24 protein-coding genes are annotated in these 25,464 nt (G+C 61.3%); 18 read left to right on the forward strand and 6 right to left on the reverse strand.

Features of this window, described 5'->3' with window-relative positions; genetic code table 11:
- Positions 1–70 precede the first annotated feature (70 nt).
- Both AC1Z32_RS02025 and AC1Z32_RS02030 read right to left on the reverse strand, forming a co-directional pair.
- Positions 71–1,366, reverse strand: coding sequence for a tyrosine-type recombinase/integrase (locus AC1Z32_RS02025; RefSeq protein ID WP_483477038.1), 1,296 nt, complete (start codon positions 1,364–1,366; stop codon positions 71–73).
- 757 nt (positions 1,367–2,123) lie between these two features.
- A complete protein-coding gene (locus AC1Z32_RS02030) occupies positions 2,124–3,665 on the reverse strand; it encodes a DHA2 family efflux MFS transporter permease subunit (RefSeq protein WP_483477039.1) in 1,542 nt (513 codons plus the stop codon).
- Positions 3,666–3,808: 143 nt separating this feature from the next.
- Between AC1Z32_RS02030 and AC1Z32_RS02035 the strand changes: the two genes are divergently transcribed.
- Together AC1Z32_RS02035 and AC1Z32_RS02040 are read left to right on the forward strand one after the other, a co-directional pair.
- A complete protein-coding gene (locus AC1Z32_RS02035; RefSeq protein WP_483477040.1) occupies positions 3,809–4,252 on the forward strand; it encodes a MarR family winged helix-turn-helix transcriptional regulator in 444 nt (147 codons plus the stop codon).
- A gap of 108 nt (positions 4,253–4,360) precedes the next feature.
- Complete coding sequence (locus AC1Z32_RS02040) at positions 4,361–4,657, forward strand: DUF4148 domain-containing protein (RefSeq protein WP_483477041.1); 297 nt, start codon at positions 4,361–4,363, stop codon at positions 4,655–4,657.
- A gap of 164 nt (positions 4,658–4,821) precedes the next feature.
- Here AC1Z32_RS02040 and AC1Z32_RS02045 read toward each other — a convergent pair whose 3' ends face one another.
- The 3 genes from AC1Z32_RS02045 to AC1Z32_RS02055 all read right to left on the reverse strand — a co-directional run bounded on the left by AC1Z32_RS02045 (position 4,822) and on the right by AC1Z32_RS02055 (position 7,503).
- Positions 4,822–5,709: an EAL domain-containing protein gene (locus tag AC1Z32_RS02045; protein ID WP_483477042.1), complete on the reverse strand. Its 888-nt coding sequence runs from the start codon at positions 5,707–5,709 to the stop codon at positions 4,822–4,824.
- Positions 5,710–6,094: 385 nt separating this feature from the next.
- The gene (locus AC1Z32_RS02050) at positions 6,095–7,216 is read right to left on the reverse strand and encodes an ABC transporter ATP-binding protein (RefSeq protein WP_483477043.1); all 1,122 of its coding nucleotides are present in this window, start codon (positions 7,214–7,216) and stop codon (positions 6,095–6,097) included.
- Positions 7,213–7,503, reverse strand: coding sequence for a hypothetical protein (locus AC1Z32_RS02055; RefSeq protein ID WP_483477044.1), 291 nt, complete (start codon positions 7,501–7,503; stop codon positions 7,213–7,215). The genes AC1Z32_RS02050 and AC1Z32_RS02055 overlap by 4 nt, the downstream gene beginning before the upstream one ends.
- Here AC1Z32_RS02055 and AC1Z32_RS02060 point away from each other — a divergent pair.
- The 16 genes from AC1Z32_RS02060 (at position 7,487) to AC1Z32_RS02135 (ending at position 23,933) form a co-directional block, all read left to right on the forward strand.
- The gene (locus AC1Z32_RS02060; protein ID WP_483477045.1) at positions 7,487–8,857 is read left to right on the forward strand and encodes an ABC transporter substrate-binding protein; all 1,371 of its coding nucleotides are present in this window, start codon (positions 7,487–7,489) and stop codon (positions 8,855–8,857) included. The two genes, AC1Z32_RS02055 and AC1Z32_RS02060, sit on opposite strands and share 17 nt — an antisense overlap.
- 39 nt (positions 8,858–8,896) lie before the next feature.
- Complete coding sequence (locus AC1Z32_RS02065; protein ID WP_483477046.1) at positions 8,897–9,826, forward strand: carbohydrate ABC transporter permease; 930 nt, start codon at positions 8,897–8,899, stop codon at positions 9,824–9,826.
- Positions 9,823–10,704, forward strand: a complete 882-nt coding sequence (locus AC1Z32_RS02070; RefSeq protein WP_483477047.1) for a carbohydrate ABC transporter permease — start codon at positions 9,823–9,825, stop codon at positions 10,702–10,704. Before AC1Z32_RS02065 ends, AC1Z32_RS02070 begins: the two co-directional genes overlap by 4 nt.
- 34 nt (positions 10,705–10,738) lie before the next feature.
- A complete protein-coding gene (locus AC1Z32_RS02075; protein WP_483477048.1) occupies positions 10,739–11,719 on the forward strand; it encodes a sugar-binding transcriptional regulator in 981 nt (326 codons plus the stop codon).
- A gap of 10 nt (positions 11,720–11,729) precedes the next feature.
- Entirely contained in the window at positions 11,730–12,476 is a 747-nt protein-coding gene (locus AC1Z32_RS02080; protein ID WP_483477049.1) for an SDR family oxidoreductase, read from the forward strand.
- A gap of 31 nt (positions 12,477–12,507) precedes the next feature.
- Complete coding sequence (locus AC1Z32_RS02085; RefSeq protein WP_483477050.1) at positions 12,508–13,545, forward strand: NAD(P)-dependent alcohol dehydrogenase; 1,038 nt, start codon at positions 12,508–12,510, stop codon at positions 13,543–13,545.
- 30 nt (positions 13,546–13,575) lie between these two features.
- Complete coding sequence (locus AC1Z32_RS02090; RefSeq protein ID WP_483477051.1) at positions 13,576–14,649, forward strand: alcohol dehydrogenase catalytic domain-containing protein; 1,074 nt, start codon at positions 13,576–13,578, stop codon at positions 14,647–14,649.
- 227 nt (positions 14,650–14,876) lie between these two features.
- Positions 14,877–15,092 (forward strand): Sec-independent protein translocase subunit TatA, encoded by a 216-nt coding sequence (gene tatA, locus AC1Z32_RS02095; protein WP_483477052.1) that lies wholly within the window; start codon positions 14,877–14,879, stop codon positions 15,090–15,092.
- 336 nt (positions 15,093–15,428) lie between these two features.
- Complete coding sequence (locus AC1Z32_RS02100; protein WP_483477053.1) at positions 15,429–16,244, forward strand: DeoR/GlpR family DNA-binding transcription regulator; 816 nt, start codon at positions 15,429–15,431, stop codon at positions 16,242–16,244.
- A gap of 95 nt (positions 16,245–16,339) precedes the next feature.
- Positions 16,340–17,314 carry a tagatose kinase gene (locus AC1Z32_RS02105; protein WP_483477054.1) on the forward strand — a complete coding sequence of 325 codons (975 nt, stop codon included), beginning with the start codon at positions 16,340–16,342 and terminating at the stop codon, positions 17,312–17,314.
- Positions 17,315–17,318: 4 nt separating this feature from the next.
- On the forward strand, positions 17,319–18,599 hold the full coding sequence (locus AC1Z32_RS02110; RefSeq protein ID WP_483478183.1) for a D-tagatose-bisphosphate aldolase, class II, non-catalytic subunit: 1,281 nt from the start codon (positions 17,319–17,321) through the stop codon (positions 18,597–18,599).
- 108 nt (positions 18,600–18,707) lie between these two features.
- On the forward strand, positions 18,708–19,484 hold the full coding sequence (locus tag AC1Z32_RS02115) for an L-iditol 2-dehydrogenase (RefSeq protein ID WP_483477055.1): 777 nt from the start codon (positions 18,708–18,710) through the stop codon (positions 19,482–19,484).
- Positions 19,485–19,551: 67 nt separating this feature from the next.
- The gene (locus AC1Z32_RS02120) at positions 19,552–20,883 is read left to right on the forward strand and encodes an ABC transporter substrate-binding protein (protein WP_483477056.1); all 1,332 of its coding nucleotides are present in this window, start codon (positions 19,552–19,554) and stop codon (positions 20,881–20,883) included.
- Positions 20,884–20,951: 68 nt separating this feature from the next.
- Entirely contained in the window at positions 20,952–21,884 is a 933-nt protein-coding gene (locus AC1Z32_RS02125; protein ID WP_483477057.1) for a carbohydrate ABC transporter permease, read from the forward strand.
- Positions 21,881–22,747: a carbohydrate ABC transporter permease gene (locus AC1Z32_RS02130; protein WP_483477058.1), complete on the forward strand. Its 867-nt coding sequence runs from the start codon at positions 21,881–21,883 to the stop codon at positions 22,745–22,747. The genes AC1Z32_RS02125 and AC1Z32_RS02130 overlap by 4 nt, the downstream gene beginning before the upstream one ends.
- Before the next feature lie 76 nt (positions 22,748–22,823).
- Positions 22,824–23,933, forward strand: coding sequence for an ABC transporter ATP-binding protein (locus tag AC1Z32_RS02135; protein WP_483477059.1), 1,110 nt, complete (start codon positions 22,824–22,826; stop codon positions 23,931–23,933).
- Between the two features lie 38 nt (positions 23,934–23,971).
- Here AC1Z32_RS02135 and AC1Z32_RS02140 read toward each other — a convergent pair whose 3' ends face one another.
- Entirely contained in the window at positions 23,972–25,402 is a 1,431-nt protein-coding gene (locus AC1Z32_RS02140; protein ID WP_483477060.1) for an FAD-binding oxidoreductase, read from the reverse strand.
- Positions 25,403–25,464 lie beyond the last annotated feature (62 nt).

Consider the following 25,464-nt stretch of genomic DNA (forward strand, 5'->3'; position numbering starts at 1 on the left):
ACGGTTCTCCTCGTGAGAGCACGCAAGGCCGCGCATTCATTTTTATTTGATGGCGCGGCCGGTGCGCTTCTCACTGCACGAGCGCTTCGGCTTCGAGCGCTTCATCAGGCGGTGCGGTGTCGGCGGGCACCGCGTTGGAGGCGTCCACGAGAAAGGCGCTCCACTCGTGCATGATCGGTTCACGCTGCGTGAGAAAGGAAGTGCGCTCATAAATCCTTCTGAGCTTCCCGCGCCGCTCGTGCTGGATGATCGCATCGGCCACATGCACCGGCACTCCGGGCCGCTCGTCACCGATCCATGAGCGCACGCCGGTGCGTAGACCGTGAAGGGTGGCTTCGCCTACGGCATAGCCGATCTCGCGCAACACATCGTTGAGTTGTGAGTTTGCGTAGGCACGGCCACGCGGCGAAGCAAACACGAGCGCATCGGCATCGAAGGCACCGTTGCGGTAGCTCGGCAGGGCGCGCAACAGATCGCGCACCGGGCGCGTGAGCGGCACGATGAAGGGATCATTCATCTTCATTCTCTCGCCGGGGATGGTCCAGCGGGCCGCATCAAGATCAAGCTCACGCCACGTCACGAGCCGCGCCACTTGTTCGCGCACGCCGGTATGAGCGAGGAATTCGACGGCACGCGCCGCCGTGCCTTCGAGCGCTTGCAACTTGCGCACGGCGGCGGGCAGTTGCGGCCACGCGATGGCGGCGCGGTGCCCGCCTTCGTGCTCCACCTTCGGCAAGAGCTTCAAAACTGCTTCGGAAGCGGCGGGATTGTCGCCGCTCGCGCCTGTTTCCCGTTGCCACCAATCGAAGACGCATTGCACGCGGGCAAGCACGATTTTCGCGGTCGGGTTCATCTCTTCCCAGAACGGGCGCAACACATTCGCCACATCTTCAGGGCGCACTTCGTGACAGTCCAAGCGGCCGATGACAGGCGCGGCGAAGCGCTCGAAGTGGCTTCGCCATTCCTTGCGTTGCTTTTCGGTCTTCAGCTTGCGATCCGCGAGCGCCTTTTCAGCGGCCACGTTGAAGCTCATGCGGGTTTGATCGAGGCGCTTGGCTTCTCGCCGGTCGGCGCGCTTGGCGCTCAACGGGTCGATGCCCGTGGTGAGCACTTGCCGCATTTCGAGCGCGCGGGCGCGCGCCGCCTTGAGCGATACCACGTCCACGCTTCCAAGCCCGGCTTCACGCATGCGACCGTGGCGCTCGTAGCGAAAGAGCCATGACTTGGTGCCGGATGCCGAAACTTGCAAAACCAGATTCCCGCCATCGGACAGGTAACGCGCGCGGGCCTTGCCTCCCGGTTGCGCGGGTTCGCGTGGTGTGGCACTTTTGACGGTGGCGGCGGTGAGTTTGTTGGTTGCGGGCATCGAGCGTTCTCCGGTTCTCCGCCTTCACCCCCGTCCTTACCCCCGTCGATTTGTGCGGCGAGGTGAAGCGAAGTGAAGCGGCATTAAGCGAAGAATTGTACTCTGAGCCTTGAATTTAAAGGCTTTCAAGCTCAAGGCCGCGCAATGCCGATTCACCGATTATAGGCACCTTGCTTTGCAGCAGCAAAGAAAGTGACTGCCGCCCCGCATAGGGGCAGAGCCAATAGACCGACGCGAAAACAGGATTCCATAGAAGAAGCGGCTCGAAAAGCAAAAAACATTCAATCCATAGCCGCATGCGCAACTGACTCATCGGAAGAAGCGCACTTCGCCGGGCGAATTAGCTCCGGCACAGCGCTACGCGCTGCCGCCGGGTCTGCAAGGGAAACCAACTTGCGGCGAATGCGGAGAGATAGAAGCGTAAGCAAGGAAGCACGCGCGGACCCGATGGACCGGTCGGCCGCGAAGCGGGCAGGAGCTATTTGGTGCTGAACCAGTAAGTGAAGTGGCGCTCTGTGACAGACCGTGCGCGATCCAAGCCCGATTAGACCTTTGAGGGCACTCGCTACTGCCGGACCACTTGCGTTCTTCTGTGCCGGGGCCGGCATGAAGTACTTTGGATGGGGATAGCTGTTTCTTTGGTTACTTTCTTTGCAGCAGCAAAGAAAGTGACTTCCGCCCCGCATAGGGGCAGAGCCAATAGACCGACGCGAAAACAGGATTCCATAGAAGAAGCGTCTCGAAAAGCAAAAAAACATCAATCCATAGCCGCATGCGCAACTGACTCATCGGAAGAAGCGCTCTTCGCCGGGCGAATCAAAACCAGCAACGGCACCACCAACAACGTCGCGACGAACATCAACTTGAAGTCGTTGAGATACGCGATCATGGAAGCCTGCTGCGTAATGGTTTGATTGAGCACTGCCATATCCTGCACGGAGCCACCCGACAACATCGACTGCACCGCCGGATTGAAAGGCGTCACCTGCGCCGCAAGGTCCGCATGCGCGACTTGCGTATTGCGCGTCATCAACGTCTGCACGATCGAAATCCCGATACTGCTGCCAATATTACGCATGAGGCTATAGGTAGCCGTGCCATCGGCGCGCAATTCGGGCGTAAGGGTCGAGAACGTCAGCGCCGACAGCGGCACGAACACGAGGCCCAGCCCGAAGCCCTGAATCACGCCCGGCCACACAATGTCCGATGCCGACAGCACGATCGTGTAATGCATCATCTGCCAGAGCGCGAACGCGGAAATCAGAAAGCCCGAGAGCAACAGCAAACGCGCATCGATATGCTTCAGAAGCCGCCCCGCGACGAGCATCGCCACCATCGTGCCCGCGCCGCTCGGCGCCGTGACGAGGCCCGTCGTCGCGACCGGATAGTTCATCAGGTTTTGCAGCATCGGCGGCAATAGCGCGCGCGTCGCGTACATCACCGCGCCGATCACGAAGATGAAGCATGTGCCCGTCGCGAAGTTGCGATCCTTCAACAACTCGTACTTGAAGAACGAGCGCGCGCCGGCCGTCGCCGTATGCGCGATGAAGAAGATGAAGCTCAGCGCCGCGAGCACCGCCTCGATGCGAATCTCGATCGACCCGAACCAGTCGAGTTGCTCGCCGCGATCGAGCATCGCCTGAAACGCGCCGATGGCAAGGCCGAGCGTCGCGAAGCCGAAGGCATCGAACTTCACCGCGCGCCGCGCGACCTGCGTCGGCAGGAAGCTCATCACGCCAAAGAGCGCGAACGCGCCGATCGGCACGTTGATGAAAAACACCCAGCGCCAGTTGTAGCTGTCGGTGAGCCAGCCGCCGAGCGTCGGACCGAGAATCGGCCCGACCATCACGCCCATGCCCCATACGGCCATCGCCTGGCCCTGCTTCTCGCGCGGATTGATGTCGAGCAGGATCGATTGAGACAGCGGCACGAGCGACGCCCCGAAAATGCCCTGCAACAAGCGCGACGCGACGATCTGCACGAGCGTCTCCGACAGCCCGCAAAACGCCGACGCGACCGTGAAGCCCGCGATCGAAATGCACAGCAGCTTCTTCACGCTCAGCCGATCGGACAGCCAGCCGGTGAGCGGCGTCGCGATCGCCGCCGCCACGATGTACGAGGTGAGCACCCACGTGATCTCGTCCTGCGACGCCGACAGGCTGCCCTGCATATGCGGCAGCGCTACGTTGGCGATGGTGCTGTCGAGCGTCTGGATCAGCGTCGCGAGCATGATCGAGACGGTCAGCATGCCGCGATTGAGGGGCGCCGCGGCGTGTTCCGTGGTGACTTCGGAGGACATGGGGTACGGCCGTCTGGAGGCGGCTTTGATAAGTAAGGTAATAATAAGCAGGCTTATTATACGGCGTGGGTGGCGCGGCGCAATGCGCACGATTACGGGGCGCGCATGTGCACGCACTGAAAGCTCTTACCTATAATCGCGCGATGGAAACTCAACTCGACAAACGTTTCGGCTTCCTCGTTGCGGACGTGGACCGCCTGTGCGGCAACCGGTTCGATGAACTCGCGAAGTCATCGCTCAATCTCACGCGCGCGCAGTGCCGCGTGCTCGCCTATCTTTCGCATTACGGCGAAGTGAATCAGGCGCGGCTCGCCGGGCTGCTCGAAGTCGCGCCGATCTCCGCCGGGCGCCTGCTCGACCGCATGGAGGAGGGCGGCTGGATCGAGCGCCGTCCGAATCCCGGCGACCGACGCGAGCGCCAGGTCCGCATGACCGCGAAGGCCGAGAAGGCGCTCGACCGCGCGCGCCGCGTCGGCGACGAGATCACGTCGGAGGCGCTCGCGGGCTTCAGCCGCCAGGAAAGCGAGCAGCTGATCGCGCTCCTGCAGCGCGTGCGCGGGAATCTGAGCCGTATAGTCGATCGCTGAGGGTTCGGCGAGCCGTGCCAACGTGCCGCCGCATGGATCGCTTATTGCTGACGCGGTCCTCGCAAGCGCCGTTGCAGACCGTCGCCATCCATCCGGAGAAGATCGATCATGAACAAACGCACTGCACCAACCGCCGTCATCGCCATGACCGCACTGTGCCTTTCGGCGCTCGTCGCCATGCCCGTCGCGCAGGCGCAGGACACGGCGGCATCCACGCCGAAGCAGGTCAAGAAAGCCGAGCGTAAGGCGGCGCGCGAGAAGAAGAATGCCGAGCTGAAGGAGCTGGAGAAGAACGGCTATAACCCGGCCGGCGAGCAGACCAACTATCCGCAGAATCTGCAGAACGCGCAGTCGAAGATCAATGCGCAGAAGGCGGGGAAGCCGGCGCCGGCGTCGACGCCGTGATATCGGCTCCGCTGTAGCGGACATGCGCGCCCGGTTCGACGCGCTTCCGGCGTACCAAGAAGCCGGCGCATGCAGCGCGCGCCGGCCAGTTCCTGGCTTTACGAGGGCTGCCAGAAACCCTTCACGGCCGGACTATTGAACGAACGCGCCCGGTCGTTCGACCGTCACGCCGCGTCGGCGAGCGGCAGGTCGCGAGATCCGTCGCCGCGGCGCGGCGGCCTGCGTCGCGCCATCGTGCTGGCAAGACGCGCGCCGGGCACGTTGTCGATGCCGAACGCAGGCCGCGCGAGGAAAAAGCCCTGTGCGAGCACATGCGGCCATTGCGCGATCCATTGCGCCTGCGCGGCGGTCTCGACGCCTTCGACGACGATCGCCACCTTAAGCCGCGTGAGGAGCGTCAGCACCGACGAGAACACCAGGCACGCATTCGGGCAGCGCGGCGCCCCGGAAAGCAGTTCCTTCGCGATCTTCACGGTCCGGAAGTCGATCGGTCCGAGCGCGGCGAGACACGAGTAGCCGGTGCCGAAATCGTCCATCGCGACGCTCACGCCCTTGTTCTTAAGACGACGCACCACCTTCGGCATGGACGGCATGCGCGTGAGATCCTCGCTCTCCAGCAATTCGAGCTCGATGCAATCCGGCGCGACGCCGCGCGCACGGCAGATCTTCTCCATGCGTTCGGCGAAGTCGGGAAGCGCCGCGACCGATGGCGGCACGTTCACGGCCACGGAATAATGCGCGCCGCCGCGTGTGCGCCACGCGTCGATTTCGGATGCAACGGTATCGAGCACGAACCACGTGAGTTCGCACATGATGTCGGCGTCTCTGAACGCCTCGCTGAATGCGCCTGGCAGCAATACGCCGTGTTCCGGATGACGCCAGCGGATCAGCGCCTCCATTTGAGCGAGCTCGCCGCTGTCGACTCGGTAGATTCCCTGATAGGCGATGCAGAATTCTCCGGCCTTGAGGCCTGCGAGCACGCGATGCCTGAATGCATGATCTGAGTTCGGCGCGGCTTTCGGTGCAGATGAGCCGTGAGTCGTTCCTTTCATGCTCTAGCCATCCCCTCCCTGTTGGTCGTGGATGCGGTTGCACGAGTCGTGCCAGATCCGCCGTTCCCGTGCATCTCCATGCGCGCTGCGTCGACCGATGCGCCTCGATAGTGCTTGCACGCGGTCTCCGGCTATCACGATCGTGCGACAGCACGCTACATCGCGGTCAGGGTTACATAATGAATCGACAATGTGTTACGGGGTTTGTGGGGTGGCGCACATAGGACCGTGCCGCGCGGCCTCGTGCCAACAAGCCGTTTTGCAGTTTTGTACAGACAGGCTCTGGAATATTTGTAATCCCGACTAGTGTCGGGCGAGCGCGAAGGCGCCGATAGAAAGTGCTGCCGAGGCGCTTTTCAAGCGTATGCCGCGCTCGCGATCACCGTCAGACGGCCGCCGTCTCCGCCACAGGCCGCATGCGTTCGAGCGCGCTGCCGTCCTCGCGGAACAAATGCACGTGACGAATGCTGAAGCCCGCGTTCAGGCGCTGCCCCTCGACCGCGGTCGATTCCCCCGAGCCCTTCACCTGGATCACGAGCTCGTTGGGCAGGCGCACATGCAGCAGCGTTTCTCCGCCGAGATGCTCGATCACCATGACCTCGCCGGTGAGACCGCTGTCGATATCGCCGCTGCCTGCTTCGACGAAATGCTCGGGCCGGATGCCGAGCGTGAGCGTCTCGCCCGCTTTCAAGGACGAAGCCGCGAACGGCAGCGTGAGCGGCTCGCCGCCGGGCAGTTCGATCGTGACGCCCGCGGCATCGACGCGCATCACGCGCACGTCCATGAAGTTCATTTTCGGCGAGCCGATGAAGCCCGCGACGAAGCGATTGTGCGGCGTGCGATATAGCTCGAGCGGCGAACCGATCTGCTCGACGCGCCCATGATTCAGCACGACGATGCGATCGGCCATGGTCATGGCTTCGGTCTGGTCGTGCGTGACGTAGATCATCGTCGCATTGAGCTGCTTGTGCAGCTTGATGAGCTCGAGGCGCATCTGCACGCGCAAGGCGGCATCGAGGTTGGAGAGCGGTTCGTCGAAGAGAAAGACTTTCGGCTCGCGTACGATCGAACGGCCGATGGCGACGCGCTGACGCTGCCCGCCCGACAGCGCACGCGGACGCCGTTCGAGCAACTGGCCGATCTGCAGAATTTCCGCCGCGCGATGCACGCGCTCCTTGATCTGCGCTTCGGGCAATTTGAGCATGCGCAGTCCGAACGCGATGTTTTCGTACACCGACATGTGCGGATACAGCGCATACGACTGAAACACCATTGCGACGCCGCGCTGCGATGGCTCCAGCTCGGTGACGTCCTCGCCGCCAATCAGCACTTGCCCTGAGTCGCTGCGTTCGAGTCCGGCAATGGTGCGCAGCAAGGTGGATTTTCCACAGCCCGAGGGACCGACGAAGACCATGAACTCGCGATCCGTCACTTCGATATCGACGCCCTTCAGCACGTCGACGCCCGCAAAGGCCTTGCGAATCTGCTGCAGATGAACTGCGCTCATACGTTGTCTCCAGTTCGCTGCTGCGGCAGCGCAGCATCGGATGCATCGTCGATTTTTGTTCTTGACAACCTGTTCGCGCCAAAATATACAATTGTAAAACCGAAATTACAAGTGAAACGACACGCATGTTCCGAAGCACGCGCGAGCGTTGCGTGACGACGCGAATTCATATCTTCGACAGCAGGAAGAACCAGGAAAGAACCAGGAAAGAAGCAGGAAAGAACCGAACCCGTCAGCCGTACCCGCTCGAAAAAAACCAAGGAGACAGGCATGAAGAAGCGCTTCATCCCGGCCATGCAGCCCGGCCCGATCAAACACGCCGCGGCAATCGCGCTATTGGCGGCGAGCGCGGCGTTCGCCGCATCGAATGCGCAGGCCTGGACTCTGAAGGAAGCGGCGCAGCCCTACTCGGGCACCACCATCAAGGCCGTCTTTCTCGATCGTCCCGGCTACAAGGCTGCACAGCAGCTGATCCCGCAGTTTGAGAAAGAGACCGGCATCAAGGTGCGCTGGGAAGTGATTCCCTACGAGAACACGCGCGAGAAGGAAGTGCTCAATTTCGTCGGCGGCGGCGATCAGGACATCGTGCTCGTGGATGTCGTGTGGATCGGCGAGTTCGCGAGCAACAAGTGGCTCGTGCCAATCAAGAAGTTCACCGACGATCCCAAGCTCGCGGACCCGAACCTCAATCTCAAGGGCTTCTTCCCGATCCTTCTCGATTCGTTCGGTACGTGGGACAAGGTCACGTATGGCCTGCCGTTCGATAACTACTCGGGCCTGATGTTCTACAACAAGTGCATGTTGAAGGACGCGGGCTTCGACGAACCGCCGAAGACCTGGGACGAACTCCTCAACACCTACGCGCCGAAACTGACAAAGGGCGACAAGTTCGCGTTCGCGCTGCAATCGCGGCGCGGCGAGACGCAATCGGCGGACAGCTTCATGCGCGTGCTGTGGCCGAACGGCGGCTCGCTGCTGGATGCGAAGTTCAAGTCCAACCTGATGTCGGCGCAATCGCAGGCGGGCCTGGAATACAGGCAGAAGCTGATGAAGTACATGCCGCCGGGCATTGTCGACTTCGACCACGCCGAAGCGGTGAATGCGCTCGCGCAAGGGCAGGTGGCGATGATCACCGAATGGTCCGCCTTCTATCCGACGCTGACGGATCCGAGCAAGTCGAAGCTCGGCAACTGTCTCGCCATCACGACCGAACCGAAGGGCCCGGCAGGTCTGAAGCCCGCGCTCGGCGGCTTCTCGCTCGCGGTGAATGCGAAGTCGAACGCGAAGAAGCAGGCCGCTTCGTGGCTCTTCATTCAATGGATCACGTCCGAGGCGATGGCCAAGCCTTACCTCGAAGCGGGCGGCGTGCCGGCGCGCACGGCGGTGTATCAGGACAAGGCCGTGCAGGACAAATATCCGTTCGTGAAGCCGATGGTCGAATCGTGGCAGGGCGGCGTGCCGGATTATCGCCCGCGCTTCCCGGAATGGCCGGCGGTGTCGGAAGTCATCGGCGAATGGGGCAGCAAGATGATGCTCGGCCAGGTGACGGTGAAGGAGGGTGCGCAGACCATCGGTCAGAAGACCGAGGACATCCTGAAGAAAGCGGGCTATTACGACGGCAAGAAGCCTTTGCTGAAGTAAATCGCATAGAGAAAGCTACCAGGAACCGGAGGCGTTCGAATGGCATCACCCGCAATGCACGCGAGAGGACCGCGCAAACCCACGCGCTATTTCGGCATCCTGCCGCGTTCGCCCGCCTTCTGGTTCCTGATTCCCGCGATAGCCGCGCTCGCGATCATCGGCGTCTATCCGCTGCTGCTCGCGCTCTATAACTCGTTTCATCAATACAAGCTCGCGGATCTCGGCTCGGGCACGCCGTTCGTCGGTGTCGACAACTACATCGCGACGCTGACCGATCCGACCTTCTGGGAAGCGCTCGGCCGCACCGCCTTGTTCCTGTGTCTCGCGTTGCCGATCGAGATCGCACTGGGTCTTTTCGCGGCGCTTCTGCTTCATCGGACGGAATTGCCGTGGATGCGCGCGGCGGCGCGCGTGAGCCTCGTGATTCCAATGGCGACGACCTACGCGGTCGTCGGCCTGATCGGGCGCCTGATCTTCAATCGCCAGTTCGGCGTGGCGAACTATCTGACGGGCCTCATCGGCATTCCGCCGCAAGACTGGCTCGCGGACCCGACGCTCGCGTTCGTCTCCGTGATGATCATGGATATCTGGCAATGGACGCCGTTCTGCGCGCTGATTCTGCTGGCCGGACTGTCGATGGTGCCGAAGGAAGCCGAAGAAGCCGCGCGCCTCGAAACGCCGAAGTGGAGCATGATCCTCTGGCATTTGCAGCGGCCTTATCTGCTGCCGGGTCTCACGGCCATTCTCATTCTTCGTTCCGCCGACATGCTCAAGATGTTCGACGCCGTCTTCACGATGACGCGCGGCGGCCCTGGCGCCGCGACGGAATTCATCAGCGTCTATATCCAGCGCGTGGGCTTTCGTCTCTTCGATCAGGGCATGGCGTCCGCGCAGGCGATCATCCTGCTCATTCTGACGATCGTCCTGTCGCGTCTTTATATCCGTTTCGTGTATCGGGAGGCCGCGTGAGTTCACCGACTTTGCAGGCTGCCAATGGCGGCGCAACGCAACGAGCCAGACGCGCGCGCGCCGCGCGAAAACGCGCCACGGTATGGCATTTTCTGGGCCTCGTCGTCGTGTTCATGTCCTCGGTGTTTCCGTTCTACTGGATGGTCACGACGAGCCTGAAAAGCCAGGCCGATGCGCTCGCGTATCCGCCGAAATGGCTCTTCTCGCCAACGTTCCATCACTATTCGGCGGCGCTCTTCGAGCATGACGTGGCGGGCAGCCTGCTCAACTCGCTCATCATCGCGAGCAGCACGACGGTGCTCGCGATCCTGCTCGGCACGCCCGCGGCCTATGCGCTCGCGCGCTACGAATTCCGCGGCAAGGAAGACCTGTGGTTCTGGTTCATCTCGAACCGCATGGTGAGCCCGGTCGTGCTCGCGGTGCCGTTCTTCCTGATCGCGACGAAGCTCGATCTCGTCGATACGCATATCGTGCTGATCCTGCTCTATCTCACGTTCTCGCTGCCCATCGTCGTGTGGATCTGCACGGACCAGTTCCGCAATATTCCGGTGGAGCTCGACGAAGCCGCGCGTCTCGACGGCGCGTCGCCGTGGCGCGTGTTCTGGCGCATCAACCTGCCGCTCGCCATGCCGGGCATCGTCGTCTCCGCGATCTTCGCGTTCATCTTCTCGTGGAACGATCTGCTCTACGCGCTCGTTCTGACGCGCAGCGACGCGATCACGTCGCCGGTCGCCGCGACGAGTTACATGAGCGGCTATGAATTGCCGTGGGGCGAAATCATGGCGACAGGCACGCTGATCGTCCTGCCGATGGTGGTGTTCGCGTTGCTCGTGTCCGGCCGACTGGTGCAAGGCCTGACGATGGGCGCGGTGAAATAAAATCGCGGCGCCTTTCATTGAACACTGGGAAAACATGAGCAAGAGCGCACCGCCCATCGCCATCGCCGAAGCGGACGATTCCATCGATTCGGAAGAGGAACTGCAGGCGCGCGTCGCGTGGCATTACTACGTCGGCAATCTGACGCAGCAGGAGATCGCGCAGCGCATCGGCAGCAATCGCGTGCGCGTGAATCGCCTGCTTGCCGCGAGCCGCGAGTCCGGCCTCGTGCAGATCACGATCAACAGCAAGATCGCGCCGTGCGTCGCGCTGGAAGAGGCGCTCGCGAAGCGCTTCGGGCTGGAATGCGCGGTCGTCGTGCCGAGCGGCGCGAACAACGAGGCGAACAACGCGGCGCTCGGCATCGGCGCGGCGACGTACTTCGCGAAGCAGATCGTCGCGGGACAGACCATCGGGCTCGGCTGGGGCCGCACGATTCGCGCCGTGCTGCGCGCGATGCCGCAGCGCACGTATGGGCCGGTGTCGGCAGTGTCGTTGCAGGGCGGCCTGTCGCATTGCCCGAGCATCAACACGTTCGATATCGTGTCGGACTTCGCGAACATCTGCCGTGCCGACGGCTATCTCTTCGCCGCGCCGATCTATGTCAGCAGCCAGAAGGCGCGTGACGTCATCCTTCAGGAAGAGACCGTGCGCGAGACTTATGAACTCGCGCGCAATGCCGATCTCGCGTTGCTCACATGCGGCGACCTGACGGAATCGCTCGTCGTGACATATGGCATCGACAATCCCGAGCAGTTGCGCACGCTCGAAAAGGCGGGCGCTGTCGGCGACATGCTCGGTCATTTCATGGATGAATATGGCGAGCTGATCGATCATCCGCTGAATCGCCGCACGGTCGCGATCACGCTCGACGACCTGCGCAAGATCAGGCGCGTGATTCTCGTCAGCGGCGGCAAGAAGAAGTTTCATGTGACGCGCGCCGCATTGCGCGGGCGCTATCCGTCGGTGCTCGTGACGGATGAAGACACCGCAAGACGTCTCTGCGACGAACCCTGAAGACGACACCATGACGACCATCGACAGAAACCGCGAGTTCGCGGGCAAGACCGTGCTCGTCACGGGCGCGGGCAAGGGCATCGGTCATGCGACGGTTCATCTGCTGATCGAGCGCGGCGCGCGCGTCATCGCGTTGAGCCGCAACGCCGCCGACCTCGACGCGTTGAAGAACGAGACGGGTTGCGAAACCATCGCCGTCGATCTCGCGGATGCGAACGCCGCGCGCGATGCGGCGCGCGCCGTGCAGCCCGTCGATCTGCTCGTGAACAACGCGGGCATCGCCGTGCTGGAGCCGTTTCTCGAAACTTCCGTGGAATCCTTCGACGTGACGATGAACGTCAACCTGCGCGCCGCGATGATCGTCGCGCAAGAGTGCGCGAAGAGCATGATCGCGCGCGGCGTGGGCGGGTCGATCGTCAATGTGTCGAGCCTGTCGGCGAATGTGGGCTTCGCGCTGCACGCGGCGTATTGCGCATCGAAAGGCGGGCTCGATGCGATGACGCGCGTGATGGCCAACGAGCTCGGGCCGCACGGCATTCGCGTGAACGCCGTGCTTCCGACCGTCACCATGACACCGATGGGCGAAAGAGCCTGGAGCGATCCCGCCAAATCCGCGCCGATGCTCGCGCGCATTCCGATGAATCGCTTCGTGCAGCCGGTGGAAGTGGCGCGCACGATCGCCTATTTGCTCAGCGACGATTCGAGCATGGTGAGCGGCGTCAGCCTGCTGGTCGATGGCGGATTCCAGTCCTGCTGATAACGCCTATTTCTCTATCAAAGGAACGACGATGGAAGCACTGGTTCTCGAAGAAGCGAAACGCATCAGCCTGCGCCCGTTCAGCCTGCCGCAGGTCGTGGGCCCGCGCGATGTGCGCATCAAGATTCATACGGTCGGCATTTGCGGCAGCGACATTCACTATTATCAGCACGGGCGCATCGGGCCGTTCGTCGTGAACGAACCGATGGTGCTGGGGCACGAGGCTTCGGGCACGGTCGTCGAAGTGGGCGAGGAAGTGAAGCATCTCAAGGCGGGCGATCGCGTGTGCATGGAGCCGGGCGTGCCGGACATGGAATCGCGCGCATCGCGTGAAGGCTTATACAACCTCGATCCGAAAGTGCGCTTCTGGGCAACGCCGCCGGTGCATGGCTGTCTCGCGCCGTATGTCGTGCATCCGGCCGCGTTCACGTACAAGCTGCCGGACAACGTGAGCTTCGCGGAAGGCGCGATCGTCGAGCCGCTCTCGATTGGTCTGCAGGCCGCGAAGAAGGCCGCCATCAAGCCAGGCGATGTAGCGGTCGTTCTTGGCGCGGGCACTATTGGCATGATGTGCGCGCTGGCCGCGCTCGCGGGCGGATGCAGCCGCGCGATCGTCTGCGATCTCGTGCAGGAGAAGCTGGAATTGATCGGCAGCGTGCAGGGCGTGACCACGGTGAATATCCGCGACAGGCGCCCGCTCGATGTCATCAACGAACTGACGGATGGCTGGGGCGCGAATATCGTCCTCGAAGCGAGCGGCAACGAGAAGGCGTTCGAAGGCATTGTCGATCTGCTGTGCCCGGGCGGCTGTATCGTGCTCGTCGGCATGCCGCAGCGCGCGATTCCGCTCGATGTGGTCGCGGTGCAGATCAAGGAAGCGCGCATCGAATCGGTGTTCCGTTACGCGAATATCTTTCCGCGCGCCATTCAGTTGATCGCATCGGGCAAGCTCGATGTGAAGCCGTTCATCTCGCGCACGTTCCCGTTCGCGGAAGGCATCAAGGCATTCGAGGAAGCGGCGAGCGGCGTGCCGACCGACGTGAAGGTGCAGATCGTACTGGAAGAGTAAGCGGTTCATATAACCAGAGGGAGACACGTCATGGCCGATTCCGAAATGACGGCGATCGTATGCCGCGCGCCGAAAGACTATCGCGTGGAGCGCGTGCAGCGTCCGCGCCCCGGAAGAAATGAACTCGTGATTCGCATCGCCGCGTGCGGCATCTGCGCGAGCGACTGCAAATGCTGGTCGGGCGCGAAGATGTTCTGGGGCGGACCGAATCCGTGGGTGAAGGCGCCGGTGATTCCGGGCCATGAATTCTTCGGTTATGTCGAAGAACTGGGCGAGGGCGCGGAAGAACATTTCGGCGTGAAGAAAGGCGATCGCGTGATCGCCGAGCAAATCGTGCCGTGCGCGAAGTGCCGCTATTGCAAGTCGGGCGAGTACTGGATGTGCGAAGTCCATAACATTTTCGGCTTTCAGCGCGAAGTCGCCGATGGCGGCATGGCCGAATACATGCGCTTTCCGCCGACGGCGATCGTCCATAAGATTCCTGATGGCATTTCACTCGAAGATGCGGCGATCATCGAGCCTTTGGCTTGCGCCATTCATACGGTGAATCGCGGGGATATCCAGTTGAGCGATGTCGTCGTGATCGCGGGCGCGGGACCGCTCGGGCTGATGATGGCGCAGGTCGCGCATCTGAAGACGCCGAAGAAGCTCGTCGTGATCGATCTCGTCGAAGAGCGCCTTGCGTTGGCGCGCGAATACGGCGCCGATATCACGATCAATCCGAAGACCGACGACGCACTGGAAACGATTCGCTCGATCACGGACCGCTATGGCTGCGACGTGTATATCGAAACGACAGGCGTGCCGGCGGGTGTGTCGCAAGGGCTCGAACTGATCCGCAAGCTCGGGCGTTTCGTCGAGTTTTCGGTGTTCGGCGCCGATACGACCGTCGACTGGTCGATCATCGGCGACCGCAAGGAACTCGACGTTCGCGGCGCGCATCTCGGACCGTATTGCTATCCGATTGCGATCGATCTGCTCGCGCGCGGCCTCGTTACGTCGAAGGGCATCGTCACGCATGGCTTCACGCTCGAAGAATGGGACGAAGCCATCAAGATCGCGAATTCGCTCGACTCGATCAAGGTGCTGCTGAAGCCAAAATGATTGCATTTGCAATCTTCGACGGTGGCGTGATCAGGTAATAATTTCGCCGTCGTTCGGCTTATTGCTGGCCCTGTGTGAAACAGGGCCACATAAGCTATTGATTTTTATGACAGAATGCACGGCAGATGCGTGGAGTCATCCGTTCGCACGGTTGGCATGCGGTTATTGAGTAATTGTTGCGCATCCTTTCTGGATTCGACGTTCTCTCGTTTTAGGAGTGTTTTGATATGGGTAGTCTGAGCATTAGTCATTGGCTCATCGTTTTGGGTATCGTTGCGCTTATCTTCGGTACCAAGAAACTGCGTAGCGCCGGTTCCGACCTGGGTGGTGCCGTCAAGGCGTTCAAGGAAGGCATGGGCGGCGATGCGTCGAAGTCGGCTGACAACGCAACCGCAATCCCGGCGACGATCGAGGTCCAGGCGAAGGACGTGACCGCGCGATAAGAGAGAAAAAGCCGGTCGAAGAAATCCCCAAACTCGTGGCAGGACACTGCCGGGCAACACGGCCGCCTGCCACGACGTATCACTGCTGATCCGACGCGATCACTCTCTCCGGCCCGTCGCGGCCAAAACCCCTACTCACCGAAAACCTCAGCGCCACAGCGCCCGTAGCCGCTGGCGTCGTCGAGCGTTTTTCCTTCAAGCCGCTGATTTCCTCCGACAAAAATCCTGCTGCCGCCGACGGGAAAACCCCTAGCGCGCGAACCCGTCATTTCCTTTGACAGTCTTTCGAGTCGAAACTAAACTCCTTCGAAACGAAAGATAGGAAAAGGCAGAGACATGCTCCCAAGCAAAAGTTCGCTGAAGCGCAGGTTGCAGATCGTCGAACTCGTTCGAAAGCGCGGCGAGGTTTCCGTCGAAGAATTGAGCCAGGTTTTCGATGTTTCGAGCGTCACCGTCCGTACCGACCTGACCTATCTCGAGCAACAGCGTTACCTCGTCCGCTCGTTTGGAAAGGCGCGCTATCTCGCGCAGAAGGCTGGAGAGAACATCCTTGTGCCGGTGGCGGACGAGGCCACTCGAAAGGCATTGGAACTGGCGATTGCGCGGTTCGCGGCAGAAGCGGTAGATGATCACCAATCGTTGATGCTTGGCACCGGCGCAATCGTTCACAAGATTCTTCCGTTTCTTGCGGACCGGTCGAACCTCGCATTGATGGTTCACGACATTGAGATGGCTCGCACCGCGCAGCGCTTTCTTCACTGCGAGCTTTCGCTGACGGGAGGGCAACTGGAGACCGGCGAGATGATCCTGACTGGCCCTGATGCGGAGGCTCTGGTGAGTAGACGGTCCATCGACCTCTGCATCCTGGAGGCCAACGCGCTAGACCGTGACGGCCAGTTGCTGCGCGCGGACCCGGAGGTGGCGCGTCTGTTCGAGGTCGCGCGAAAGGCTGCGAAACGTACGATCGTGGTGGCCTGCCAGCCGCAGCTCGATGAGCGCGATGGGGAAGCCTTCGCGAATCTCGACGACATAGACGCGCTCCTCCTGGATGACGGCATCGACCCGCCGACGATGGAACTGATGCCTCAGAGGAAATTGATGCTTCATAGGCGGGAAAGCGGAATTCTCGAGTTTCGCAAGGAAGTGAGCTAAGGCGATCTCGAGAAATCGTTGAACGCGACAGGGGCGAACGTCTGGATCGTCCCTGATGAGTCAGTCCGTAAGTACAACCAATCGAATTGCACATCATGGCTATCACCGAACTGCATAAATCCGGAAAATCCGGCTACATCCTGGCGATGGGTGAAATCCTCGTCGAAATCATGGCCACGGAGCGCGGACAGTCGTTCCGCCGACCGGGCACGCTCGTCGGGCCGTATGCGAGCGGAGCCCCGGCCATCTTCATCGATCAGGTCGCAAAAGCGGGCAGCCCTTGCGCGATGATCGGCTGCGTCGGCGACGACGATTTCGGCGCGCTCAACGTCGAGCGCCTGCGAGCGGACGGCGTAGACGTCTCAGGTATCGCAGTCATCAAGTCGGCGACGACCGGAAGCGCTTTCGTCACCTACCGCGACGACGGCGACCGCGACTTCATCTACAACATCGCCAATAGCGCTTCGGGCCATCTATCGGTCGGCAACGTCCGGGACGATCTGCTCAAGCGATGCCGTCATTTCCATGTGATGGGCTCGTCGCTCTTCTCCTTCCGCATTATCGAAGCGATGAAGAAGGTCATCGAGACGGTCAAAGGCAACGGCGGCACCGTCAGTTTCGACCCGAACATTCGAAAGGAGATGCTTCGCATCCCGGAGATGCGCGAAGCGCTCGACTTCATTCTCGACTACACCGATGTCTTTCTCCCGAGCGGGCACGAAGTCATGCTGCTGATCGGCGCAGGCACGGAAGCCGGGGCGATCGAGGAACTGCTGAAGCGTGGCGTCAGGGAAGTCGTTGTGAAGCGCGGAAAGGAAGGCTGTAGCTACTACGACGGCGAGACCACGCTCCACTTGCCGGCGCTTCCTGTCGAAGAAGTCGACCCCACCGGCGCCGGAGACTGCTTCGGCGGGACCTATATTGCGTGCCGTTCGCAAGGCATGGCGCTGGAAAAAGCACTGCGCTACGCGAGCGCAGCCGGTGCGCTGGCGGTGAGTCACCGTGGCCCGATGGAGGGCACGGCCACCCTTGAAGAACTCGACGCGTTCATTGCAAGCAAATCGGAGTAATGGCATGACCAACGTTGTCTCTCGCCTCACGGGAAACCCGCGAGCAGCTCGGAAGCTCAAAGGCATGTACTCGATTTGCTCGGCCCATCCGTGGGTTCTAGCCGCCGCAATGAGCCAGGCGCTCGCCGATGACACGCCGCTGCTCATCGAATCGACGTCGAACCAGGTCGATCAATTCGGCGGCTACACCGGCATGAAACCGGCGGATTTTGTCCGCTTCGTGCATCTCATTGCCGACCGCGTGGGCTTGCCGCGCGAACGTATCGTTCTGGGCGGCGATCATCTCGGGCCGAACGCATGGCGCCAGCTTCCGGCTGAAGAAGCGATGAAGCGCGCGGAGGCGCTTATCGCCGCCTACGTGTCCGCGGGCTTCACGAAGATTCACCTCGATACGAGCATGGCCTGTCAGGGCGATGACGAGCGTTTGCCCGACGACACCGTGGCCGAGCGCGCGGCGCGACTCTGTGCAGTGGCCGAGGCTGCCGCCGACGATCAGGGCAAGCGTCAGCGGCCTGTCTATATCATCGGCACGGAAGTGCCCGTGCCGGGTGGCGCTGCCGAGGAACTGGAAACAGTGGAGGTTACCCACGAGACCGCGGCGCTCGACACCGTTGCAGTGCACCGCGATGCGTGGCGCAAGCATGGGCTCGATGCTGCGTGGGAGCGCGTGATTGCACTCGTCGTTCAGCCGGGTGTCGAGTTCGATCACACGAAAGTCGTGGACTACAAACCCGAGTTGGCGACGGAATTGTCCGGCGTGCTCCGTCGCTTGCCCGGGATGGTATTCGAAGCTCATTCCACCGATTATCAAAAGCCCGAAGCGCTCGCCGCGCTGGTCCGAGACGGCTTCGCCATCTTGAAGGTTGGACCCGGGGTGACGTTCGCGTTGCGCGAGGCGCTCTACGCGCTGGCCGAAATCGAAGATGAGCTTCTTGCATCGGACATCAGGTCGAATCTCCGCGCGGTCGTCGAAAAAGTCATGCTCGAAAAGCCGGGTAACTGGCAAAAGTATTATCGCGGCGACGAACAGCAACAGCGGCTATTGCGAACCTATAGCTACAGCGACCGCGTCCGATATTACTGGTCGGATCCCGAGGTCGACACAGCCGCGCAGAGGCTGGTGAGCAACCTCTCGAATCAGAAGATCCCGGAGAACCTGCTGAGCCGATATCTTCCCGAGCAGTATTGGCAACTGCGACGCGGCGAACTCGACGGAACGCCGATGAGCCTGATTCAAGGCAAGGTCCGCGATGTTATCGGCGCATACGCCGCCGCGTGCCGATGATGACGTTGTATTGACGGGTAGGTCGATTTTTACGGATGGTATTCAACCTTATATACGTAGCACACCTATTTGAAAGTTCGCGGGACACTTCCCAACAGGAGAAGAATCATGTTGTTGAAAGACAAGATTGCCATCGTCACTGGCGGTGGCACCGGAATTGGCGAGGCAGTGGTCCGTCGATATCTGAGCGAAGGGGCAAAGGTAGTGGTCGCCGATGTCAAAACGAAGTCGGACCTCGAAGCGACGTACGCGAAGGAGGACTCGTCTCGACTGCTCCTTTTGCAAGCGGATGTGACCCGGCGCGCCGGCGTCGAAGCGATTGTGAGTTCGACCGTCGAGCGATTCGGCCGCGTCGACATCCTGTTCAACAATGCAGCCGTCTTCGACATGCGTCCGTTGCTGGACGAGTCGTGGGAAATCTTCGATCGTGTCTTTGCCGTCAACGTCAAAGGGATGTTCTTCCTGATGCAAGAGGTTGCCCGTCAAATGGTCAAGCAGGGAGGCGGCGGAAAAATCATCAACATGGCTTCGCAAGCTGGCCGTCGTGGCGAAGCGCTGGTGTCGCATTACTGCGCAAGCAAGGCAGCTGTCATCAGTTACACGCAGTCGGCGGCGCTCGCGCTGGCTGTGCACCGCATCAATGTCAACGGCATTGCACCGGGCGTCATCGACACGCCGATGTGGAAGGAAGTCGACGCGCTGTTCGCCCGCTACGAAAACCGCCCGCTCGGTGAGAAGAAGCGGCTCGTTGGCGAAGCCGTGCCGCTCGGCCGCATGGGGCGGCCGGACGAACTGACAGGCGCCGCAGTGTTCCTGGCATCTGCTGACGCCGATTACATCACGGCGCAGACCCTCAATGTCGACGGTGGCAACTGGATGAGCTGATTGCAATCGTCATGACAAGCAGCCGCAGCACTTCAGAACTGAAGGTAATAACCATCCGGAGACAGAAATGAACGAAGCATCATCGGCTTGCGCGCCTGTTCGCAAAGCCCTCATCGCCGCAGTCACCCTGTGCGCGACTCAATTCGCGAGTGCTGCAAACGTCACGATCGCGACGCTCAACAACCCTGACATGCTCGAGCTCAAGAAGCTGTCGTCGAACTTCGAGAAGGCGAATCCGGACATCAAGCTCAACTGGGTGATTCTCGAAGAGAACGTATTGCGCCAGCGCGCGACGACCGACATCACGACGAACAGCGGTCAGTTCGATGTGGTGGCGATTGGCACGTACGAGGCACCGCAGTGGGGCAAGCGCGGCTGGCTCGCGCCGATGACGAATCTTCCCGCGGACTACGACCTCGAAGACGTCGTGAAAACCGCTCGCGATGGCCTGTCGTCGAACGGCCAACTCTGGGCGTTGCCGTTCTATGTGGAAAGCTCGATGACCTTCTATCGCAAGGACCTGTTCGCGGAAAAGGGTCTGAAAATGCCCGATCAGCCGACATACGATCAGGTCAAGGAGTTCGCCGACAAGCTCACCGACAAATCGAAAGGCATCTACGGCATCTGTCTGCGCGGAAAAGCGGGTTGGGGCGAGAACATGGCCTATGTCTCAACGGTGGTCAACACCTACGGTGGGCGCTGGTTCGATGAAAACTGGAAGGCACAACTCGACACGCCGGAATGGAACAAGGCCATCACTTTCTATTCGGACCTGCTGAAGAAGGACGGTCCTCCGGGCGCAAGCTCGAACGGCTTTAACGAGAACCTGACGTTGATGTCATCCGGAAAGTGCGCGATGTGGATCGACGCGACGGTTGCCGCCGGCATGCTCTACAACAAGGCGCAGTCTCAAGTCGCGGACAAGATCGGGTTCGCTGCTGCGCCGACCGGTGTTACGCCAAAGGGATCGCACTGGCTGTGGTCGTGGTCGTTCGCGATTCCGAAGACGTCGAAGTCGCAAGATGCGGCGAAGAAGTTTGCGGAATGGGCGACATCCAAACAGTACATCGAACTGGTGGCAAAAGACGAAGGTTGGGCTTCCGTTCCGCCGGGAACCCGCAAGTCGACCTACGCGCGGCCCGAGTACAAGCAAGCCGCGCCGTTCGGCGAGTTCGTTCTGAAGGCCATTGAAACCGCCAACCCGAACGATTCGACCCTGAAGAAGGTTCCGTATTCGGGCGTGCAGTTCGTCGGCGTTCCCGAGTTCCAGTCGTTCGGGACAGTCGTGGGCCAGGCTATTGCCGGTGTCGTCGCGGGCCAGACCGATGTCGCGTCCGCCCTGAAAGCAGGAAATGCGGCCGCCGACCGGGCGGTTCGGCAGGCCGGCTATCAGAAGTAACCGGTACGTCCAGAAAAGCGAGGCGCCGAGTTTGGTCTGCGCCTCGCTCGCACCCGAGGTGACTCATCATGCAGCAAGCTGTCTCTTCCGCTCATCCGCCAGCGGCACCCGCTAGCGGACTCGACCAGAAAGGCGCGTCGTCGTCACGCTGGCTCGTCAGCCCGTCCGTCGGGATCCTTGTCTTGTGGATGGCCATTCCGCTCGCGATGACGATCTGGTTCTCGTTCTCGCGCTATAACCTGCTCAATCCTGACGTCAAAGGATTCGCCGGCTTCGATAACTATGTATTCCTCGCATCGGATCCTTCCTTCGGGCCGTCTATCGGACACACGCTTCAACTGATCGTCTCCGTGCTGGTGATAACCGTAGTCGGCGGCATCCTCATGGCGGTTCTGTTCGACAGGAAGTTCTATGGGCAGGGCGTCGCGCGGCTGCTTGCCATTGCTCCGTTCTTCGTGATGCCCACAGTGAGCGCGCTGATCTGGAAGAACATGATTCTGCATCCAGTGTACGGACTCGTGGCGAGCGCGATGCGTGCGGTCGGTCTCACGCCGATCGACTGGTTCGCCGACTATCCGCTGACGGCCGTCATCATGATCGTGTCCTGGCAGTGGCTCCCGTTTGCGTTCCTCATTCTGTTTACCGCCATTCAGTCGCTGGATCAGGAGCAGAAGGAGGCAGCGAAGATCGACGGTGCCGGTCCATTCGCGATGTTCTTCTTCATCACGTTGCCGCATCTGAAGCGAGCCGTTGCAGTCGTCGTGATGATGGAGACGATCTTCCTGCTCTCCATTTTCGCTGAAATTTACACGACGACCGGCGGCGGCCCCGGCACAGCCACGACCAATCTGTCGTATCTCATCTATGCATTGGGTCTGCAGCAGTTCGATGTCGGTCTCGCATCGGCCGGGGGCATTCTCGCGGTGGTGCTCGCAAATATCGTGTCGTTCTTCCTCGTCCGGATGCTTGCGAGGAACCTGAAGGGAGAGTACGAAAAATGAGCCATGTTCTCACTAATGCCGATACCTCGAAGCGAACGTCGCTCTATTCTCCGTTTGCCTTTGCCCGGAGAAGCGCGTTGGGAGCGATCGCGTGGCTTATGGCGCTGCTGCTGTTCTTCCCGATTTTCTGGATGACGCTCACTGCGTTCAAGACAGAGCAGCAGGCATACGCTTCATCGCTGTTCTTCGTACCGACGCTCGATAGCTTTCGCGAGGTATTTGCGCGCAGCAACTACTTTGCCTTTGCATGGAACTCGGTGCTGATTTCTGTCGGTGTCACGATCCTGTGTCTTGTGCTTGCAGTTCCGTGCGCGTATGCGATGGCTTTCTTCCCGACCAAACGTACTCAGAAAGTGCTGCTCTGGATGTTATCCACGAAGATGATGCCGTCCGTCGGCGTGCTCGTGCCGATTTACCTGCTGTGGAAAAACACCGGCCTTCTCGACACGGTGACCGGCCTCGTGATCGTCTACACGCTCATCAATCTTCCGATAGCAGTGTGGATGGCGTTCACGTATTTCGCTGAAGTGCCGCGAGACATTCTCGAAGCGGGGCGAATCGACGGCGCGTCCACATGGCAGGAGATCGTATATCTGCTCATGCCGATGTCTCTTCCCGGACTGGCATCCACCGCGCTGCTGCTGGTGATTCTGTCCTGGAACGAAGCGTTCTGGAGCATCAACTTGTCGAGCTCTGCGGCAGCGCCGCTCACCGTGTTCATTGCCTCGTATTCGAGTCCGGAAGGGCTTTTCTGGGCGAAGTTGTCCGCAGCATCGTTGCTCGCCGTCGCGCCGATCCTGATTGTCGGCTGGCTGTCCCAGAAGCAGCTCGTGCGCGGGCTTACCTTCGGCGCGGTGAAGTAGCGAAGGAACGATGCCTGAGCTTCGCGGGCACTGAACTTGATCAGCCGGCATGCCGGCGAATGAAAGGAGACGCACCATGGCAGGACTAACATTGCGTGGCGTGAGCAAGCGCTACGAAGAACACGAGGTGATGCGCGACATCGACCTCGACATTGCGGACGGAGAGTTTGTCGTGTTTGTCGGTCCGAGTGGCTGCGGCAAGTCGACGCTCATGAGGATGATCGCCGGGCTCGAGGAAATCAGCGGTGGCGATTTGAGCATCGACGGGGCGCGGGTCAACGAGTTGCCGCCCGCCAAGCGAGGCATTGCGATGGTGTTTCAGTCCTACGCGCTGTATCCGCACATGACGCTTTACGACAACATGGCGTTCGGACTAAAGCTTGCCGGAGCGAAGAAGCCCGAGATCGACGCGGCGGTCCGAAACGCGGCAAAGGTGCTTCATATCGACCATCTGCTCGACCGAAAGCCGAAGCAATTGTCCGGCGGTCAGCGGCAGCGTGTCGCAATCGGGCGCGCCATCACGCGCAAACCCAAGGTCTTTCTCTTTGACGAGCCGCTCTCGAATCTCGACGCGGCATTGCGAGTCAAGATGCGTCTCGAGTTCGCCCGTCTGCATGATGAACTCAAGACGACGATGATCTATGTGACTCACGATCAGGTCGAAGCGATGACGCTTGCCGATAAGATCGTGGTGCTTTCAGCCGGTAACATCGAGCAGGTGGGAACGCCGACCGAGCTTTATCACCGGCCCGCGAACCGGTTCGTCGCCGGATTCATCGGCTCTCCAAAGATGAACTTCCTCGATGGCACGATCGAGAGCGTGGGGACGGAGAGCCTTGTAGTCAAGTTCGCTTCGGGGGAAACGCAGATTGCCGCTGTGAGGGCGCCGAACGCACGGCCGGGAGAGGAGGTCACTGTTGGAGTGCGACCGGAACATGTGCACGTGAGCGGAATGGGCAAGGGTATCGGTGTCAAGGTTCTGACGGTGGAGTCATTGGGGGACGCGGCATATCTTTATGCCGAGACTGCCCTGGCGCCAGACGGAGTGATAGCGCGGATTCCCCCGCTCGACCGCCATGTCCACGGAGCGCAACTCACGCTGGTCGTCGAGCCCGAGCATTGCCATGTTTTCGACGTTGACGGAAAAGCGTTCGAGCGCGTGAGCAGCCGCGCTCTAGCAGCGTGAGACGGCAGTCGGGCGTCGGGCGGATCGAAGATTCAGGATCAAAGCACCTTGCCAGGATTCAGAATCTGCCGTGGATCAAGGGCCGTTTTGAGCAGGTGCATCAGACCAATTTCAGCGTCGCTGCGTGTGCAGGCAAGGTACGGCCGCTTCAGCACGCCAATCCCGTGCTCTGCCGAAATCGATCCGCCCATTTCCTGAACGACCGCATAGACCGTGCGGTCGAGTTCGTCCGCGAGTGCTTCGTCGAGTTCGGTGAGGGACACGCCAATGTGCACGTTGCCGTCACCGATATGCCCGAAGAAGAGGCACACGATGCCCGGCCAGCGCGCGCGCAGCGCCGCCTCGCAACGTTCGGCGAACGCGCCAAGCTCGCCCGTCGGAAGGCTCACGTCGAAGTTCACGAGATGCGGCAACTCGTCGATCGCAAGGCCCTCGCGCAGCGTCCACATGTCGCGGGCCTGCCGCTCTGACGTGGCGAGCGCGGCATCGTCGATAAGCCCGGCTTCAAGACAGTCGGCGAGGCATGCTTCGAGCGCCTGCGCCGCATCGCCGCCCGGCGTGCTGGTCGCGCATTCGATCAGCACGGCGAATCCATCCTCGCCCGCGAATGGCGCCACGACGCCAGGCGTGTGACGGGAGACGTATTGGTAGAACGACGGCCACATCGCCTCGAAGCTGACGACCTCCTCCACAGCGCGCATCCGGTCCCACAGACGCAGCACCGCGTCGTAGTCGGCAACCAGGCACATCGCGGTGGCCGGTGCGCCCAGTTTCGGGCGAAGCCGCAGCACCGCGCGCGTGATGATCCCGAGCGTGCCCTCGCTGCCGATGAAGAGTTGCTTCAGGTCATAGCCTGCGTTGTTCTTCAGCATGCGATTCATCGACGACAAGACCGTGCCGTCCGCAAGCACCGCTTCGAGGCCGAGCACCTGTTCGCGCATCACCCCGTAGCGGATTGCGCGTGTGCCGCCCGCGTTCGTCGCGATCGTTCCGCCGATCTGGCACGAGCCGCGCGCGCCGAGATCCACGCCGAAAGTGAATCCGGCCGCGTCCGCCGCCTCCTGCACGGTTTGCAACGGCGTACCGGCGCGCACCGTGATCGTCGCTGCCGCCGCATCGAGCGACTCGATGCCCGCGAACCGTTCCATCGACAGCACGACTTCGCCGCCGAGCGCGACGCCGCCGCGCGCGAGCCCGGTCAGCCCGCCCTGAGGCACGATCGGCTGTCGAAGCCGCGTGCACAACGCGAGGGTGCGCGATACGTCGCCGACGCTGCGCGGCCGCACGAGCGCGAGCGGACGCGCACCGGGGGCCTCGTTGTACGCGGTGAAGTACCGCGGATCGATATCGGCCGACCGCGCGACGAGATCCGCCCCGAGTTCCGCGATAAGCGCGGACTCGATCGCGATCGAGTTCATTGCGCCGCCGTCCGGATTGCCGCTCGCGGCGGCGTAGTCGTGAGTCTGCATGGGTTCGCTTGGAAGAGATGGCGCGCGTGCACGAATCGGTAACCGGAAATATATTCAGGGCC

The organism is Caballeronia sp. 11_S32 (genome assembly GCF_056930355.1).